The organism is Pseudonocardia yunnanensis, assembly GCF_039534065.1.
In the GTDB taxonomy this organism is placed as follows: Bacteria; Actinomycetota; Actinomycetes; order Mycobacteriales; family Pseudonocardiaceae; genus Pseudonocardia; species Pseudonocardia yunnanensis.
The window spans coordinates 23,773-39,936 of sequence record NZ_BAAAUS010000020.1 but is presented as its reverse complement, the minus strand read 5'-3'; the positions used below and the strand labels follow the sequence as shown (position 1 = coordinate 39,936).

Sequence of the window (16,164 nt, the reverse complement as noted above, 5' to 3'; positions counted from 1 at the left end):
TCTACTTCGTCGGGTCCTTCAACCCGACCGAGGTGTAGTCGATGTACCCTGTGCGGCCGGGGTGCGCGAAGGCGTTCGCCACGTTGGAGCCTGCCATCTGGAGGTTGGTCGCCCAGTCAAGCGGCACCACGGGGGCCTTCTCCATGATCTGCTTGTTGAGCTCGGCATACTCCGCGTTCTGCTGGTCCAGGTCCGTGATCACCGAGATCTCGTCAAGCCGTTTGTTGATCTCGGGATCGTTGATCTGGGAAATGTTCTGGTTGCCGGTCGCGGTGATCTGCCGGCCGTCGAAGAGCGGCTGGAGCAGCGGAATGCCGGACAGCCACGGGGAGCACCACCCGGTGATCGCCATCTCGTGCTGCTTCGCCGGGGTCGCGATGACCTCGTAGTACGTGGAGGCATCGATGACGTTGAGGGTCAGCTTGATGCCGACCCGCTCCAGCGACTGCTGCATGGCCTCGGCCTGCGCCTTCCAGACCGGAATCGACCGGACGTCGATGGTGGCCTCGAAGCCGTTGGGGTATCCGGCTTCGGTGAGCAACTCCTTGGCCTTGGCCACGTCGCCCTGATCCCCCGCGCTCGGGTAGAGGTTGAACGGCACTCGCCCCGGCACCTCAGGAGTGAGCATGTCGTGCGTGATGGTGGCCATCTGCTCGCCGCCGGTGGCGGCCTGGTTGCTCTTGAGATCGACGGCGTAGTTGATCGCCTGACGCACCCGGAGGTCGCCCAGAGGCTGCTTGGTGGTGTTCATCGCCATGTACGTCGTGCAGTTCGGGACGTTTCGCACGGTCCGTGACTTGAACTGCGGCTGCTGGATGCGTGAGAGACTCGCGGCGAGAAGCGGGTTGGTGCTGGACGCTATCGCGTTCTTGTCCTCGCCCTGATCCGAGATCATCCGCTGGTCGATCGTGCTGGGATCCAGGCCGAAGATGAACTTGTAGTTGTCCGGGTATGCCGGGCGGACGTCATCCGTCTCCGGCTTCCAGTTCGGATTCCGGGAGAGCGTGAGCTGCGATCCGCGGGTGTAGCCGTCGATCATGTACGGGCCGGATGCGATCGGGTTCTGGTCGATCGAGGTCGGGCCCGTCACCTTGTCCGCCGGGAAGGGCGTGAAGACGGCCGTGGCCGCGATGTCAGGGAAGCCCGCAAGCGGCTTGCTCAGATGGAACACGATCGTCTTGTCGTCCGGGACCTCGATGGACTTCAGGCCGGCCGGGTCCTTGTAAACACCCTGGTACTGACCGGACGGGTCGAGGTAGGGCCGGTGATAGTTCTGCCCGATCGCGACGGCCGGATCGAATGACCGCTCGATGCTGAACTTGAAGTCCTGCGCCTTGATCGGCGTGCCGTCCTGGTAGAAGATGTTGTCCTTCAGCGTGAAGGTCCACACCGTCTTATCCGCGTTCGGCTGCCCCGTGTCGGTGGCAAGGTCGGGCACAACGGTCGTGCCCTTCCCGGGTTCGTTGGAGTACGTCGTGAGCTGACGGTAGATCAGCCGATAGAAATTGAGGACGTTGCCGTCGTTGCCCATCTCGGGATCCAGGTGGGAGAGATCCACGGCGCCGAGGATGTTGACCGTGCCGCCCTTCTGGGCGGGTCCCGTGTTGAGCGCGAACCCCTGAGCGTCGGTCTCGACATTCGCACCGGCCCCGCTCGCGGAATTGCCGCCGCCCCCACAGCCGGCAAGGAGCAGGCTTCCCGCGGCAACGATGGCGGCGACCAGTCTGAAGCGCCTTCGGTTCAACGTTCTGCCTCCACTGTTAAGGCTCCACAGCAACGCCAAGGCGTCGTTCGCACCAACAACTGCCTGGTCTTCGACGATCGGGTCCGCAATCATGTGGCCGCAGTCGCCGAAGGCCCCTTTTCGTCATAGCGACCGCTACGCCCTCACGGCGCTCAGCATCGGCGCCGGGCTGTGATATGCGACGTGTGACATATTACCGACACGGAAGGGTGTGTCAACGACCAAGATCCGCGCGACCGCGGCCCGCTCCGGGGCCGCCACACAGGTGCGGGCTCCGTCAGCGTGGGGCGGTTCTCGACTCGCCGGCGGTGGAGTCCTAGCCCTCGATCGACGACAGAATCAGCCCGGGGACTGCGCCGAGGTAGTACCGGTCCAATGCAACGGCAGTGCTGGGTTGCCCGCCGAAGATCCCCCGTCCACCCGCAACACCGCACCGGTCGTCCAGGCCGCCTCGGGCGAGGCGAGAAAGAAGACCGCAGCGGCAACGTCGTGCGGTTGCCCGGCCCGGCCCAGCACATTGGTCGACACCGCGGCCGCGTACTCCTCGGTGACGGGGTTGACGTCCTGGCTGCTACCGGCCACGAACCCGGGCGACACAGCGTTCACCCGGATGCTCTGGGCACCGAGCTCGACCGCGCAGGACCGAGTGAGCATCTCGAGCGCCGCCTTGGAGGTGCAGTAGTGGGCCGCGCCAGGCCGCGCTCGGATCGCGGCGCCCGAGGCGATGTTCACCACACTCGCTGGTCGTCCGGCGGCCACTGCCAGCCGCCCCAGCGCCACCGTGGTGAGCATCGGTGCCCTGGTGTTGATGGCCAGCACGTGATCCCACATCGGCGCGGTCATCTCCAGCAGCGGCGTCGCCGGCCAGATCCCCGCCGCGTTCACCAGCACGTCGACCGGTCCGGATCGCTCCCACGCCTCGTCGACCACCGCACCGGCCGCAGGATCACTCAGATCCGCCGTGATCGCGTCGACCGCTACCCCGTGCGCCGTTGCCAGCGCGTCCACTCGGTCACGCAGGGAAGCTTCCCGGGCATCAACACCGGTGATCCGGTCGCCCGCGGCCGCGAACCGCTCCGATATAGCGCTGCCGAGGCCCCCGGCTGCTCCTGTAATCAGGATGTGTCGTGCCACTGACCGTTCCCTCCCTTGTGGACCATCAGCCCGTCGAGTTCGTCCCGATCACAGGTCGGGGAGAACCTGCGCGGCGATGTCCTCCAGGACCTCCTCGCGACCGGCGAAGACACCATCCATCCGCGGCCAGGGCGCCACGACGTCGGTGAAGCCGAGCTCGTCCGCCCGGGCGAGGAAGTCCCGGTAGCACTCGACGGAGGACAGCGCGTACACCGGTGCCGAGTCGAACTGCAGGAAGCGCGGGACCTCTCCCCGATCCCTGCCCTCCTCGGCCAGAACGTCGTCGAACCGATGGGCTGCCGCCGCGACGGAGCTCCACCACTCGTCAAGGCCGGGGGCGGCTCGGGTGCCCATGGTGATCCACCCTTGCCCGAACCGGGCGGCCACCGCCATCGCCCTCGGCCCGTCGGCAGCCACCACGAACGGCAGCCGAGGCTGCTGAACGCAACCGGGCGCCCTGCGCGCCTCCCACGCCTCGTAGAACTCGCCCTTCCAGCTGACCTTGTCGGTGGTCAGCAGCGCATCCAGGAGCTCGACGAACTCAGCGAACCGACGAGTCCTTCCGGACAGGCGCTCGTGGACGCCGAAGACCCGCGAGTCGTAGTCGCCGTCACTCCCCGAGCCCACGCCGAGGATGAACCGTCCGTCGGAGATGTCGTCCAACGCCGTCAGCTCCCGCGCGAACGGAACGGGGTGGCGGATGTTCGGTGATGCGACGAGTGTGCCGAGCCGGATCCGTGTGGTCACCGCCGCGGCGGCGGTGAGCGTCGGCACCGCGCCGAACCACGGGCCGTCCACCAGCGAGCGCCAGCCCAGGTGATCGAAGGTCCACGCGTGGTCGAACCCGTACTCCTCGGCCGCACACCAGCGGCGCTTCGCGTCCGCCCACCGGTACTCGGGAAGGATGACGATCCCGGCCCTCATGTCCACGCCTCGCGCTCAGGCACCGTCGTACTCCATTCCTCCGGCACCGGCCGGCTCCGTGCTGCGTCGGGCCACAGCCCGTCGATCAGCCGCAACGCCGACCGGTGCACGCCTCGTGGCCACTGCCATGATCACGAACGCCAGGAAGAGCGCGCCGGTCGGGTTCCCCGCGCTGTAGCCGTCCCGGAGGCTCTGCCAGGGCTGACGAACTTCTCAACCGGCAGCATTTGCCGATAGCGTCCATGATCCATGCCAGCGACGGAGGGTTCGACCGTGGACGAGAGCGAGTCGGCCCGCCTTCGCGGCCGCAAACGACAGACATTGATCGGCGTGCCGTCGACAAGCCGAGGTGATCGGTGATGGACAAACCTCTCCAGCTACTGGATGAGTCCTTCTCCCGCGTGCTGGCCATCGTCGCGCACCCGGACGACCTCGAGTACGGCACAGCCGCCGCGGTGGCGCGATGGACAGCGCAGGGCAAGCAGGTCGTGTACTGCCTCGCGACGAGCGGCGAGGCAGGGATCGACGGGATCGAGCCGGAACGCTGCGGTCCGTTGCGGGAGGCGGAGGAACGCGCAGGCGCGGCACTGGTCGGCGTGGACACCGTGGAGTTCCTCGGTTACCCCGACGGTGTGCTGGAGTACGGACTCGACCTCCGCCGGGACGTCGCCAGGGTGGTGCGGCGGCACAAACCGGACGCCGTGATCACCGGCAACCATCATGAGACCTGGAGCCCCGGCGTCTACAACCAGGCCGACCACATCGCGCTCGGCCGGGCGGTGATCGACGGCGTGCGGGACGCGGCCAACAGGTGGGTGTTCCGTGAACTCGCCGACGAGGGACTCGCACCCTGGCGCGCCTCGCAGATCCTGGTCCCCTGGAGTCCGGTCGCAACACACGCCGTGGACGTCACCGAGACGTTCGATGCCGGGGTCTCCTCGCTACGGGCCCACTCCGAGTACCTGCGGGGCCTTGGCGGTTCGGACGCCATGAGCGACCCGGAAGAGTTTCTGGCAGCCCTGGCTCGTCCGGTTGGCGCAAGCATCGACACCCGCTATGGCGTCGCCATGGAAGTCATCACGTCCGACTGATCAACCGCATCAGGCGCTGTGATTCTCCGCGCTGATCATCCAGGCGTACTTCTCCAGGTCATCGATGATCGCGTGGAGCAGGTCGGCACTGGACGGGTCGTCCGCATCGACATCGTCGTGAACGGTCCGCATGGTCGCGGTCGCGGCGGCGATGCGGTCGGTGATCAGGTCGACCACCGTGGCGGTGTTCTGTTCGCCGGCAGGAAAGGCCGGCAGGCTGGTGGAGGCGGTCACGGTGTCGGAACGCCCATCAGGGCTCACCTGCAGGGCCCGCAGCCGCTCTGCGATGGTGTCGCTGGCTTCCCGGGCGATGTCAACCAGCTCGTCGAGCTGCAGGTGCAGGTCACGGAAGTTCGTACCGACGACGTTCCAGTGCGCCTGCTTTCCCTGCAGATGCAGTTCGATCAAGTCGACCAGCACGACCTGGAGGTTGTTCGCCAGCCGCGCCGGGGCAACGAAGCGGTCGGCAACGCCGGTCTGCCGCCGGGAGTCGGTGCGTGACGGGGTCATTGCAGTCATCGTGGCATGACCTTTCTTCCGAATCATTTCCTGGTGCGTGAACCAGATGGCGGCTCACATTCCGATCTGATGCGACTCGTCGGCACTGGGGCCGTGGTCGAACAGGAAGTCCCTGAGCCAAGTCGGCGCCGTCGACCTCGAAGCGCTGTGTCGATGCGCCGGTAGTGCTCGGTCGGGCTGTCGCCATGGTACATCGCACCGACGGAGAACAGCTCGGATAACCGCTCGTCAGGGTTCGGTGACCCCGCACGCCGGCCACGTATCCGGAATGTCGATCCTCGTGATCGTTTCGGTCATCGGCTACGCCTTTCCCGTAAAATCTGCTCTACGTCAAGCGTGCTCGCGCCGCAGGTGCCACCGGCAGGCGACCACTCCACCCCGAAGCTCGCGGCGCTCGCCGCGATCAGCCCGCGTCACCTCACCCGCCTGTTCCACGAAGAGCTCGGCACGACGCCCACCACGTACGTCGAGTCGGTGCACTTCGACGGCGCCAAGGCCGCGCTGGAGTCGGGTTTCACGGTTGCCGAGGCCGCCGAACGGGTCGGCTACGGGTGCCCCGAGACGTTACGTCGCGCGTTCGTGACACGACTCGGAGTGTCACCGAGCGCCTACCAGCAACGATTCCGCTCCGCGCAGAGGCGCGACGCAACAGCCGGCACCGGGCCGCCACGGACGCGCTGAACCGCCCGCTGTCTCACGGCCGAATCGACCGCTCCGATCCCAGCCACCTCTCCGCGCAGCTCAGGGCCCCTTCCCTCGTCAACGTCCTTCGTGTGCCGGGGTGACAACCCGGGTACCCGCACCCATGGCGAAGTGGGAGCACCTGCATTTCTCCACCCAGTCGGTGCCCGGTGCCGGTGGACCCGCGGCCGACGCGCGCACACCGGACGGGCAGAGCGCGCTGCGGCTACATGCGGGGATCGCCACCATTGCGTTTGTGCTGTGCACCCTCGTCACCGTGATCTTCTTTCTCGAGGGTGAGACCGTGCTCGGCATCATCTTCGGGGTGATCACGCTGGGCTGCATCGGCGCATTCGGGTGGGCGACCGCCAGCCTGCGGCGGGCACGCCTGAGCCGGTAACCACACCGAACTCTGGCGACGCAGGCACCACCGTGGCGGCACGGCTGATATTGGATCGCTCGTCCCAAAACATGCTACCGTCGAGCCGTGCCCCGCCCCAGGACATTCGACGAGGACCGCGCCGTCGACGCTGCGATGCGAACGTTCTGGGCCAACGGCTACGAGGCCACAACCACGAGGGAGCTGTGCGAAGCGACCGGTCTCGGCCGCAGCAGCATCTACAACACCTTCGCCAGCAAGCACGACCTCTTCGAGCGAGCCCTCGCCCGCTACATCGAGACGACCACCGGCGCTCACCTGGCCATCCTGAACGACCGGCGACTGTCGGCCATGGAACGCATCCATGCCTTGTTCGCCATGATCATCGAGGCCGAGCAGGAAAACCGACGCGACGGGCGCGGTCTCGGTTGCTTGACGGTCAACATGACGGTCGAACTGGCGGGGCGGGACCCTGTGGCGGCCAGGACGCTGGAGCTCGACGTGGAGCGCCGCCTCGAGGCGATGCGAGCGGTGATCACGGCCGGGCAACGCGACGGCGACATCGCCTCCCGTCGCGACCCGGGCACCCTGGCCCTGTACGTCAACACCGTGATCGCCGGGATCCGCGTCGCCGCACAGGGAGGCGCCGCTCGCGACGCTCTCGAGGCGATCGCGGCGACGGCAATGGACGCACTCGCCCACTCAACTGCCGCGAACGGCAGCAATACAGGCATTTAAGGATCATTCATGTACACCGAGTAGCCGACAACCCCGATCGCCGACGCCGCGAGCGCAAACATTCTGCACGCCCGTTCGATTAATCGCAACGATCGATGAGTTGCCTTCAGGCGGGCGATAGAAAGCCATGTACTCTTGACTTCATATCCAAGCGAGTCAGAGTTCCTACCGTAGGTGATTTGCGAGAGTACATGGGCAGTCAAGGCACTGTGCGTCACACCCAGCAGGGACGGACCCGTATTGATGGCACGCCTCGGCGCTTGCCGGGCCGCCGCACTCGGGTCCCGCCGTTCGACTCCATGACTCATCGATGCCCGGCTGAGCCCGAGGCCTCGCCAGGAGAACCGAACGCAGATGATCCGCCTTCGATGAACAATCATTGCAGTCCACACATCGATCGGCTTCACCTTATTGACTCGTATGTGAATCGGAGCGAATGAGTTGCAGCTCAAGCAACTGGAGTACGTGATTGCACTCGCCGAAACTTCCAGCTTCACCAGCGCAGCCAGGCGGTGTGACGTCACCCAATCAGTGCTGAGTTACCAGATTGCACGGCTCGAAGAGGAACTCGGGACGCGACTGTTCGAGCGCACGACGCGAAGTGTGCGAATTACCGAACGAGGGCTCATCCTGCTGGCCCGAGCACGGATGATCATCGATCAGGTGACCGCTATCAAGCACGACGTCGAGTCCTTGACGGGGCTCCGCAGAGGCCGGCTACGGATCGGCACCAGCCCTGCTGCAACTCGCATGTTGGACTGCGTTCGCTTCATCGGTCAGTTTCACAACTCCCATCCCGGGATCCACATCTCCGTGCGGTGCGCAACCGCTTTCGAAAGCATCCGCGCAGTTGCCGGAGACTGTCTCGACGTCGGAATATGCGAGCAACTGCCACAGTACCCCGAGGGGATCACCTTCCACGAGCTGGCGCCCAAGGAAAGGCTCGTGGCAGTGGTCTCGACGTCCCACCCACTGGCCGAGCGAAGTCACGCGAGCCTGGCCGAACTCGCCGAATCAGGATCGTTCATCGAGCCTCGGGCCGGCAGCGTCCTTCGGAGAAGAGTGGACGATGCATTCCACAAGGCGAAGGTCGATCGGACCATCGAGTTGGAGCTCGGCCTGGAGGGAGAAATCGTGCAGTACGTCGCAGAGCATGGCGGCGTCGCGATCGTGCCGCACGCATTCATCAAAACACAGGTCGGTTCCGACCGGCCGGATATCAGTGTGCTTCACCTGGATGGAGCCGAGCTGAGTGTCACCCTTGGCGCATATACCAAGAAGAACGGCCGCTCCGCAGCGGCGGACGCCTTCATTCGCCTGCTCACCGACGAATCGTCTGATCGACCTCGGATTCCGAGGAGCGCAGGCGTACCATCAGACGAATGACGCGGAGCGCGACGACTCCCGAGAACCACTTGCGCCGCGCCGACCCCGTACTGGGCGCAATCATCGACAGGGTCGTGCGCGAGAACGGCGGCACCAGGCTGACACTGCCGCCCGATCCAACGGCGCCGCGCGATCCGAACATCCCGACCGACCACTACAGCATGCTCATACGCGCGATCGTCAGCCAGAACATCTCCATCATCGCGTCGACCGCGATCTACCGGAGACTGAACGAACGCTTCGGCGGCCGCCCGCCGACACCGCAGGAAATCCTCGACGACGACCCCGAGGAGCTGCGCCTCACCGCCGGCCTCTCCAGGGCGAAGACGATATCCCTCCACTCGCTCGCCGAGCACATCGTCTCCGGCGAGCTCGACCTCGAGCAGTTGCACGAGTTGCCCGACGATGCGGTGGTCACACAGCTCGTGGCGGTGAAGGGCATCGGCACGTGGACCGCCCACATCTTCCTGATGTTCCACCTGCACCGCCCGGACGTACTAGCCGTCGGCGACCTCGAGATACGCCGCTGCGTCCAGCACGAGTACGGGCTACCGGAGCGGCCACGCCCTGCCGAACTGGAAGAAATCGCGGAGCCGTGGCGCCCCTACCGAACGCTCGCGTGCATGTACCTCTGGCAGATCGCGCACACCACGCCACAAGTCCAGGTGTACTGACTGGTGGCCGCGTCCGGCACGGTGAGGGCCGGCGGAACACAGGATGACCGAGGAGGTCCGATGTCAGGCGGCATCGTTGAGGCAGTGGTCTTCGACCTCGATGGCGTGCTCGTCGACTCCGAGGAGCTGTGGGACGAGGTGCGCCGCGCGGTGGCGGACGAGGCCGGACGGCCGTGGCCTGCAGACGCGACCCGTGCGATGCAGGGAATGAGCACGGCGGAATGGTCCGCATATCTGACCGAGACGGTGGGCGTCCCGGGGCGGCCCGAAGAGGTCGCGACCACCGTCATCGACCGCATGGCTGCCCGTTACGGCTCAAGGCCGCCCCTGCTTCCCGGCGCGGGCGAGGCCGTGCGGCGGCTGGGCAGCCGGTGGCCGCTCGGTCTCGCGTCCTCCTCTCCGCGGCGATTGATCGACGCTGTGCTCGGGTCGGCGAATTTCAGCAGCTCCTTTCGGGCCACCGTCTCCACCGAGGAGGTCGAGGCGGGCAAGCCCTCCCCTGCCGTCTACCAGGAGGCAGTTCGGCGGCTCGGCGTGTCCGCGGCGCATGCCGTGGCGGTGGAGGACTCGAGCAACGGACTTCGGTCCGCGGCGGCGGCCGGGCTGGGCGTCATCGCCGTGCCGAACGTGGCCTTTCCGCCGGACGACAACGCTCTCGCGCTCGCCGGTGTCGTCGTCCCCTCACTGGCCGAGATCTCCCCGCAACTCGTTGTCACGGCTGCCACAACGCCTGCACGACCCGCCCGGCACTGAGGTCGTGGACGATGAAACCCCTGGTACCGCAGTACGGTGCCGCCGCACTCGCGAACGTCGTTCCGTCGATTCTGGCGGGCCTCGGCGTGCCGGACATGACAGCCGCCCTCGGGCTCCCCGGGGCGCGCAGGGTGTGTCTGCTTCTGGTCGACGGGCTGGGATGGAAGTCGCTGCGCTCCCGCGAGGCCGAGGCGCCGTTCCTGTCGTCGCTGGCCTCCGAGCGTGAACCCATCACCGCAGGCTTTCCCGCGACGACCGCGACCAGCATCGCCGCGCTCGGCACCGGCCTGCCACCCGGCGAGAACGGCTTCGTCGGCTATTCCTTCGCCGCTGCCGACAATGTGATGCTCAATGCTCTGGGATGGCATCTTCATGCCGACGGCCGCCCGGTGGACCTGCGCTCGCGCATCGTTCCGGAGGAGTTCCAACCTCACCGCACCGCGTTCGAACGGGCGGCCCAGGCCGGCGTCGCCGTCAGCATCGTCGCTCCGCGTGACCAGAACGGCAGCGGCCTCAGTCGTGCGGTCCTGCGAGGTGGCCGGTTCGTCAGCGCACACACACTGGGCGACCTCACCAGCAGAACGCTGGAGGCACTGCGCGCTCACGACCGCGCCTTCTGCTACGCCTACCACGGCGACCTTGATGTGCTCGGCCACGTCTACGGACCGAGCAGCGACCCGTGGCGCCACCAACTGGCGTATGTGGATCAACTCGCGGCAAGGATCGCCGACGGACTCCCCCACGGGGCAATGCTCGTGATCACGGCCGACCACGGCATGGTGGAAATCGGGGCTGACGATCGTGTCGACCTGGACGACGAACCGCTGCTACAGGACGGGGTTCGGATGCTGGGCGGCGAGGCACGCGCTCGACACGTCTACACGGAATCGGGCGCAACCGACGACGTGTTCGACGCTTGGCAGAGTCTCCTCGGTGACCGAGCGTGGATCCTGCGCAGGGACGACGCCATCACGGCGGGATGGTTCGGGCCCCAGGTCGACGACCGCGTTCGTCCGCGCATAGGCGACCTCGTCGCTGCGGCGCAGGGAACCCTCGCCATGACTCGTTCGCGAACCGAGGCACGGCTCAGTCGATTCATCGGGCAACACGGGTCACTCACTCCGCACGAACAGCTCGTTCCGCTGCTTGTGTTCCAGAAGGCCTGAACCGGATCATCGAGCATCACATGGGCGCGCGCTCGCTCGTCCCAGTGGCGCGATGCCGACGAACATGTCCCGTTGAATTCATCGTGGCACACGTTCAGTTTCAAGCCGTTTGACGATTAATGGAGAGAAGCGAACATATTGACCCCGAACGTTCCCTTATCTACGGTCGTTACGAGGTGAGGGCATGAGCCCGGTTCCGCTCGGATCGGCCATCCAGGAGAAGGGGAGGATATGAGAGGGGTTCATCGTTGAACAGAATTGGAGGAGTCGACGCTCGTACGTGGTTGCTCGTTCCCGGTGACCGTCCGCACGAGTTCAGCACGACTGAGGGCGCCGAGGCGGACGCGTTGGTTCTCGACCTGTCGTACACCGTCGCGCCCGAGAGCGTGGACCTTGCTCGTAGTGCGGTCGCAGAGCACCTGTCCACGGGAGGTAGCGCGTGGGTGCAGGTGAACGGACCGGGTACGGATCTCTGTCGCGGTGACGTCCGCGCGGTCGCCCGCAGTTCGGGTCTGCGCGGAATCGTGCTACCCAGAACCGAGTCGGCGGAACAGGTTCGAGACGTCAAAGCGCAACTGCGCGCTGGCGTGATGATCGTGGCGCTGGTGGAGACGTCCGCAGGCATCGAGAACGCACGGGCTATCGCTGCTGCATATGGCACTCTGCGACTGGCGTTCGGATCGACGGATCTCGAACGCGAACTGGGGATCATGGGCGAGGCGGCCGCTTTGCTCTATGCACGTTCGCGCCTGGTGATTGCCAGCCGCGCGGCCGGGCTGCCCGGCCCGATCGACGGCCCGACCGTCGACCCGGACGACATGGTCCGGCTCGGTGAGGACCTGAGGCACTCGGCCGGTCTCGGCTTCACCGGCAAGCTGTGCCTTCACCCCCAGCAGGTCCGCATGACCAACTCGGCGTTCGCGCCGGCCCAGAACATGCTCGCGTGGGCACGCCGGGTGCTCGCCGCCAGCCGTGCCTCACCCGCTTCGGCGGTGCGCGTCGACGGCGAGATCGTCGATTGGTGGCACATCGATGCTGCCCGGTACCTCGTGGCTCGAGCCGCCCTCTTCGATCCCACGGAAGCTCGCCCCGAGGGCTCGGTCGTACGTCCGCTACGGACGTGCCCTCGTCGCGACGAAGTCCGGCCCTGACCGAGGATGCGGCGCCTGCTTCGTGCCCACGCAGGTGCGCAAGTGCGCAACGAATGTCACGGGAATGGTCGTCAAGGACTCCGGTCATTGGATCTCGCCACGGTATCCATGGGCGCGGGCGCCGAGTAGCTTCGAGCGTCGGTGACATGCATCGCGAATCGAGGTGGTTATCGTGACACCGCGGGATCCGGTGCCCGCGAGCACTCATCCGGTTACAGAACGCCTGGACGACACCGCCGAATGGCCCATACTGCCGGTTGCGCAATGGCAACCGACCCGAGACACGCTGCACCTCTGGGCCCAGATCATCGGAAAGATCCGGCTCGCGAACTCACCTTTGATCAACCACTGGTGGAACGTTCCGCTCTACGTCACCTCGCGCGGGCTGACCACCTCATTGATCCCGCACGACAGCGGCCGCAACTTCCAAATCGACTTCGACTTCCACACCCACCAGTTGCAGATCACGACGTCCGACGGTCAATTGCGATCGCTGTCCCTCGAGCCGCGAACCGTCGCCGACTTCTACAAGCGAGTTCTGAACCATCTGAATGACCTCGGCCTCGCCACCCGAATCTGGCCCATGCCGGTCGAGATCGAGAACGCCATCCCGTTCGACAAGGACGATACGCACGCCTCCTACGATCGCGATCACGTGCAGCGTTACTGGCGAACACTGGTCCAGACCGACCGGGTCATGCACGAGTTCCGCAGCCGGTTCCTGGGGAAGGCAAGTCCGGTCCACCTGTGGTGGGGCGCGCTCGACCTGGCGACCTCCCGCTTCTCCGGTCGCCCCGCACCTCCGCACCCCAGTAGCGCACCCCACCTCGGTCCACACGTCATGCTGGAGGCCTATTCGTACGAGGTAAGCAGCTGCGGCTACTGGCCGGACGGCGACCAAGGCCTCTTCTACTCCTACATCTACCCCGAACCCGACGGGTTCCGCGACGCTCCGGTCACCGACGGCGCCTACTACAGCCACGAGCTCGGCGAGTTCGTCCTCCCCTACGAACGGATCCGAGAAAGCGCCGACCCGGATAACCTGCTCCTCGATTTCCTGCAATCCACTTATGTGGCCGCGGCAGAGCACGCCGGATGGCAGCGATCATCGCTGGAGCGAAGTACATGACGAAGCGATGGTTTTCCTGTCCCACCACCGAAACACACAGCGACGGAGAGGGAGTGCTGAGCGATGGACATGCACGTTGACGGCAAGACGGCCGTTGTGACAGGGGCCAGCAAAGGCATCGGCCTGGCAATCACCCAGACCCTGGCGGACGCCGGCGCGCACGTGATCGCAGGAGCGCGCACTCAGACAGCAGAACTCAAGGAACTGATCGACGCCGGTACAGCGACGTTCGTGGCGGTAGATCTGACCGACCCTGCCGCGCCCGCCGCACTCGTAGCGGCTGCGGTCGAGCGCGGTGGGCCGGACATCTTGATCAACAATGTCGGGGTGGCGACTCCCCGCCCAGGCGGGTTCACCAGCATCACCGACGACGACTGGGACCTGACGCTGACGCTGGGACTCATGGCGACCGTACGCACGACCCGGGCGGCTGTACCGCCGATGGTGGAACAAGGCAGCGGCGTGATCGTGATGGTGAGCTCGGTGAATGCGTTCCTGCCCGATCCGATGGTGCTGGACTACTCCGCTACCAAGGCCGCCATGACGAACTTCGCGAAGGGCCTCTCGAAAGAGCTGGGACCACGAGGAATCCGGGTCAACTCGGTGAGCCCCGGCCCGGTGACAACCGACCTGTGGCTCGGGCCCGATGGCATAGCCACCACGCTGTCGAGCACGAGCGGCGAGTCACCGGAAGCGATCGCGGCCTCCGCCGTCGCCGCCACGCCCCTCGGGCGGTTCAGCACCCCCCAAGAAGTCGCTGATCTGGTGATGTTTCTGACCAGTGACCATGCAGCGAACATCACCGGCGCGGACATGACCATCGACAGTGGAATGATCAACACGATGCGGTAAGCCTACGTGCGGCTCACTCACCGCCGATGCAGGATCCCGGATGACAGCGTTGACGCGGTCAGGTGTTTGTACCCGACACTATCGAAGTAGACCAGAAGCTCGTGGTCATCCCGGCTCAGCATCTGCCCCTCTCCCCAGAGCCGATGGCGCACCGGAATCCCACCGGTGACCGCCGGACGGGAAGGCGCCGCCGGTTTTGAGAACTGATCATTGTCGCAGTTCTCGCAGGGTGGGGCGTAGCTCTCGCCGAAATATGCGAGAAGTTCCGCCCGACGGCATCGCGTACTCTCCGCGTACTCTCGGGCGGCGTTGAGACGGCTGGACAGCACGGCTTGCCGCCGTTGATCCAGCGCCACCAGTTGGTCGGTCAGATCGACGGGACGTGGTAGATCCTGCTCAGGCTCGACAACGCGCTGGTGACCAGACCCGGCAAGGCTGACGAACCCCAGCTCACTCAGTTCGTTGACCACACGGTCGACAGCGTGTGCATGCACCTCGGAAGACTCGACCAGGTCCGCAACCGCAACTTTCCCGCCGGCGTTCTCGATTGCATCCACGACCCGATGAAGTGTTTCTTCGCCCAGGTGCGTGCGCGCTGCGAGGCTTCGAGGTATTCGGATGGTCCGCGGGTCGTGCACCAGGACCGCAGCAGCCGGCTCTCCGTCGCGGCCGGCTCGCCCGATCTCCTGGTAATAGTCGTCGATGCTTGAAGGGACGCCCGCATGCACCACGGTCCGAATATCGGGCTTGTCTATTCCCAGGCCGAAGGCGCTGGTGGCGACCACGACATCCAGCCGCCCCGAGAAGAATCTGTCCTGGACGTCCGCTCTGGCGCCGGCAGCCAGACCGGCGTGGTAGGGAGCAGTTCGGAAGTCGTCGAGCCGCAGCCGGTCGGCGAGCGACTCGCATCGTGCGTGAGTGAGCGCGTAGACCAGGGCAGGAGTCTCTTGCTGGATCACCACGTCGACACAACGATCGTCGACAGCGCGGGCCTCCGGCTTGCTCGGCTGGGTCTGCCGCATGGCGAGCGATATGTTCGGTCGGTCGAAATCGGCGACTATTACTTCCGGGGACTGCATTCCCAGGCGGCGCGTGATGTCCGCCTGCACGGGCGGGGACGCTGTCGCCGTCAATGCGAGGATCGTCGGTCGGCCGAGTTCGGCGATCGCGTCGACCAGCCTCAGGTACTCCGGCCTGAACTCCTGGCCCCACTCGCTGACGAGATGCGCCTCGTCGACGACGAACAGCCCGACGTCGCGTGCGCCGGCACGTACCGCATCGCGCGTCTCGGGGTTCGTGAGTTGCTCAGGTCCGATGAAGAGAAAGTCGAGGTCGCCCCTGGCCAGACGCGTAAGGGTGTCCTGACGCTCGTGCGCCCTCTGAGAGGAGTTCAGCAACTCGGCTTCGATAGGCCGCTGCGCTCCGTAGGGGCGTCCGGCGATCGACCTGATCTGGTCCCGCTGCAAGGCGATCAGCGGCGAGATCACCAGCGTGAGGCCGCCGAGAGAGAGGCCTGCTACCTGGTAGATGGCGCTCTTTCCGCTGCCTGTCGGCAGCACGGCCAGCGTGTCACGGCCCGCAACGACCGCACCGACCGCCTGATTCTGGGAAGGCCGCAAGCTGAAGTCGAACAGCGCGCTCGCCACCGCGGCAGGCGTAAGGCTGGGGCCGGACATACGTCGACGATACCCAGGAAGTAGCCCGTGACGCTGTGACCTGCATTGACGATCACGCATTTCCACGATCGATCCTATCGCTTTCGACGATCAGATCTCCATCAATCCGGATCAAGGGAAAGAAAGACGGGAATCGGTCGGGTGTGATCGAGCTCGAACCCCCGAGA

Annotated in this window: 16 protein-coding genes; 11 read left to right on the top strand and 5 right to left on the bottom strand. The window is 65.8% G+C overall.

The window, feature by feature from the left end; all coding sequences use genetic code 11:
• Position 1: 1 nt before the first annotated feature.
• The 3 genes from ABD743_RS19005 to ABD743_RS18995 form a co-directional block, all read right to left on the bottom strand.
• Positions 2-1,744: an ABC transporter substrate-binding protein gene (locus ABD743_RS19005; protein WP_344723444.1), complete on the bottom strand. Its 1,743-nt coding sequence runs from the start codon at positions 1,742-1,744 to the stop codon at positions 2-4.
• A gap of 339 nt (positions 1,745-2,083) precedes the next feature.
• Positions 2,084-2,878: an SDR family NAD(P)-dependent oxidoreductase gene (locus ABD743_RS19000; protein ID WP_344723443.1), complete on the bottom strand. Its 795-nt coding sequence runs from the start codon at positions 2,876-2,878 to the stop codon at positions 2,084-2,086.
• Positions 2,879-2,926: 48 nt separating this feature from the next.
• Complete coding sequence (locus ABD743_RS18995) at positions 2,927-3,802, bottom strand: LLM class flavin-dependent oxidoreductase (RefSeq protein ID WP_344723442.1); 876 nt, start codon at positions 3,800-3,802, stop codon at positions 2,927-2,929.
• A gap of 359 nt (positions 3,803-4,161) precedes the next feature.
• On the opposite strand from ABD743_RS18995, the gene ABD743_RS18990 reads away from it, so the two are divergent.
• On the top strand, positions 4,162-4,893 hold the full coding sequence (locus ABD743_RS18990; RefSeq protein ID WP_344723441.1) for a PIG-L deacetylase family protein: 732 nt from the start codon (positions 4,162-4,164) through the stop codon (positions 4,891-4,893).
• Between the two features lie 9 nt (positions 4,894-4,902).
• Here the strand turns inward: ABD743_RS18990 and ABD743_RS18985 are convergent, their stop codons facing one another.
• Complete coding sequence (locus ABD743_RS18985) at positions 4,903-5,403, bottom strand: Dps family protein (RefSeq protein ID WP_344723440.1); 501 nt, start codon at positions 5,401-5,403, stop codon at positions 4,903-4,905.
• A 345-nt stretch (positions 5,404-5,748) separates the two neighbouring features.
• On the opposite strand from ABD743_RS18985, the gene ABD743_RS18980 reads away from it, so the two are divergent.
• The 10 genes from ABD743_RS18980 to ABD743_RS18935 all read left to right on the top strand — a co-directional run bounded on the left by ABD743_RS18980 (position 5,749) and on the right by ABD743_RS18935 (position 14,321).
• Positions 5,749-6,093, top strand: coding sequence for a helix-turn-helix domain-containing protein (locus ABD743_RS18980; protein WP_344723439.1), 345 nt, complete (start codon positions 5,749-5,751; stop codon positions 6,091-6,093).
• A 100-nt stretch (positions 6,094-6,193) separates the two neighbouring features.
• Positions 6,194-6,493: a hypothetical protein gene (locus ABD743_RS18975; RefSeq protein ID WP_344723438.1), complete on the top strand. Its 300-nt coding sequence runs from the start codon at positions 6,194-6,196 to the stop codon at positions 6,491-6,493.
• 87 nt (positions 6,494-6,580) lie between these two features.
• Positions 6,581-7,210, top strand: coding sequence for a TetR/AcrR family transcriptional regulator (locus ABD743_RS18970; protein ID WP_344723437.1), 630 nt, complete (start codon positions 6,581-6,583; stop codon positions 7,208-7,210).
• Between the two features lie 441 nt (positions 7,211-7,651).
• Positions 7,652-8,596 (top strand): LysR family transcriptional regulator, encoded by a 945-nt coding sequence (locus ABD743_RS18965; RefSeq protein ID WP_344723436.1) that lies wholly within the window; start codon positions 7,652-7,654, stop codon positions 8,594-8,596.
• Positions 8,593-9,270 carry a DNA-3-methyladenine glycosylase family protein gene (locus ABD743_RS18960; protein WP_344723435.1) on the top strand — a complete coding sequence of 226 codons (678 nt, stop codon included), beginning with the start codon at positions 8,593-8,595 and terminating at the stop codon, positions 9,268-9,270. The genes ABD743_RS18965 and ABD743_RS18960 overlap by 4 nt, the downstream gene beginning before the upstream one ends.
• Before the next feature lie 60 nt (positions 9,271-9,330).
• A complete protein-coding gene (locus tag ABD743_RS18955) occupies positions 9,331-10,023 on the top strand; it encodes an HAD family hydrolase (protein WP_344723434.1) in 693 nt (230 codons plus the stop codon).
• 11 nt (positions 10,024-10,034) lie between these two features.
• The gene (locus ABD743_RS18950; protein ID WP_344723433.1) at positions 10,035-11,189 is read left to right on the top strand and encodes an alkaline phosphatase family protein; all 1,155 of its coding nucleotides are present in this window, start codon (positions 10,035-10,037) and stop codon (positions 11,187-11,189) included.
• A 248-nt stretch (positions 11,190-11,437) separates the two neighbouring features.
• On the top strand, positions 11,438-12,340 hold the full coding sequence (locus ABD743_RS18945) for an HpcH/HpaI aldolase/citrate lyase family protein (RefSeq protein WP_344723432.1): 903 nt from the start codon (positions 11,438-11,440) through the stop codon (positions 12,338-12,340).
• A 172-nt stretch (positions 12,341-12,512) separates the two neighbouring features.
• The gene (locus ABD743_RS18940; protein ID WP_344723431.1) at positions 12,513-13,469 is read left to right on the top strand and encodes a DUF5996 family protein; all 957 of its coding nucleotides are present in this window, start codon (positions 12,513-12,515) and stop codon (positions 13,467-13,469) included.
• 63 nt (positions 13,470-13,532) lie between these two features.
• Positions 13,533-14,321 carry an oxidoreductase gene (locus ABD743_RS18935; RefSeq protein ID WP_344723430.1) on the top strand — a complete coding sequence of 263 codons (789 nt, stop codon included), beginning with the start codon at positions 13,533-13,535 and terminating at the stop codon, positions 14,319-14,321.
• 17 nt (positions 14,322-14,338) lie between these two features.
• Here the strand turns inward: ABD743_RS18935 and ABD743_RS18930 are convergent, their stop codons facing one another.
• Positions 14,339-15,997, bottom strand: a complete 1,659-nt coding sequence (locus ABD743_RS18930) for a RecQ family ATP-dependent DNA helicase (protein ID WP_344723429.1) — start codon at positions 15,995-15,997, stop codon at positions 14,339-14,341.
• Positions 15,998-16,164 lie beyond the last annotated feature (167 nt).

Bases quoted from the DNA above. Each gene is read 5' to 3' on its own strand.
- ABD743_RS18985 (WP_344723440.1), bottom strand. From the start codon at position 5,403: ATGACCCCGTCACGCACCGACTCCCGGCGGCAGACCGGCGTTGCCGAC.
- ABD743_RS18930 (WP_344723429.1), bottom strand. From the start codon at position 15,997: ATGTCCGGCCCCAGCCTTACGCCTGCCGCGGTGGCGAGCGCGCTGTTC.
- ABD743_RS18950 (WP_344723433.1), top strand. From the start codon at position 10,035: ATGAAACCCCTGGTACCGCAGTACGGTGCCGCCGCACTCGCGAACGTC.
- ABD743_RS18995 (WP_344723442.1), bottom strand. From the start codon at position 3,802: ATGAGGGCCGGGATCGTCATCCTTCCCGAGTACCGGTGGGCGGACGCG.
- ABD743_RS18955 (WP_344723434.1), top strand. From the start codon at position 9,331: ATGTCAGGCGGCATCGTTGAGGCAGTGGTCTTCGACCTCGATGGCGTG.
- ABD743_RS18960 (WP_344723435.1), top strand. From the start codon at position 8,593: ATGACGCGGAGCGCGACGACTCCCGAGAACCACTTGCGCCGCGCCGAC.
- ABD743_RS18990 (WP_344723441.1), top strand. From the start codon at position 4,162: ATGGACAAACCTCTCCAGCTACTGGATGAGTCCTTCTCCCGCGTGCTG.
- ABD743_RS18935 (WP_344723430.1), top strand. From the start codon at position 13,533: ATGGACATGCACGTTGACGGCAAGACGGCCGTTGTGACAGGGGCCAGC.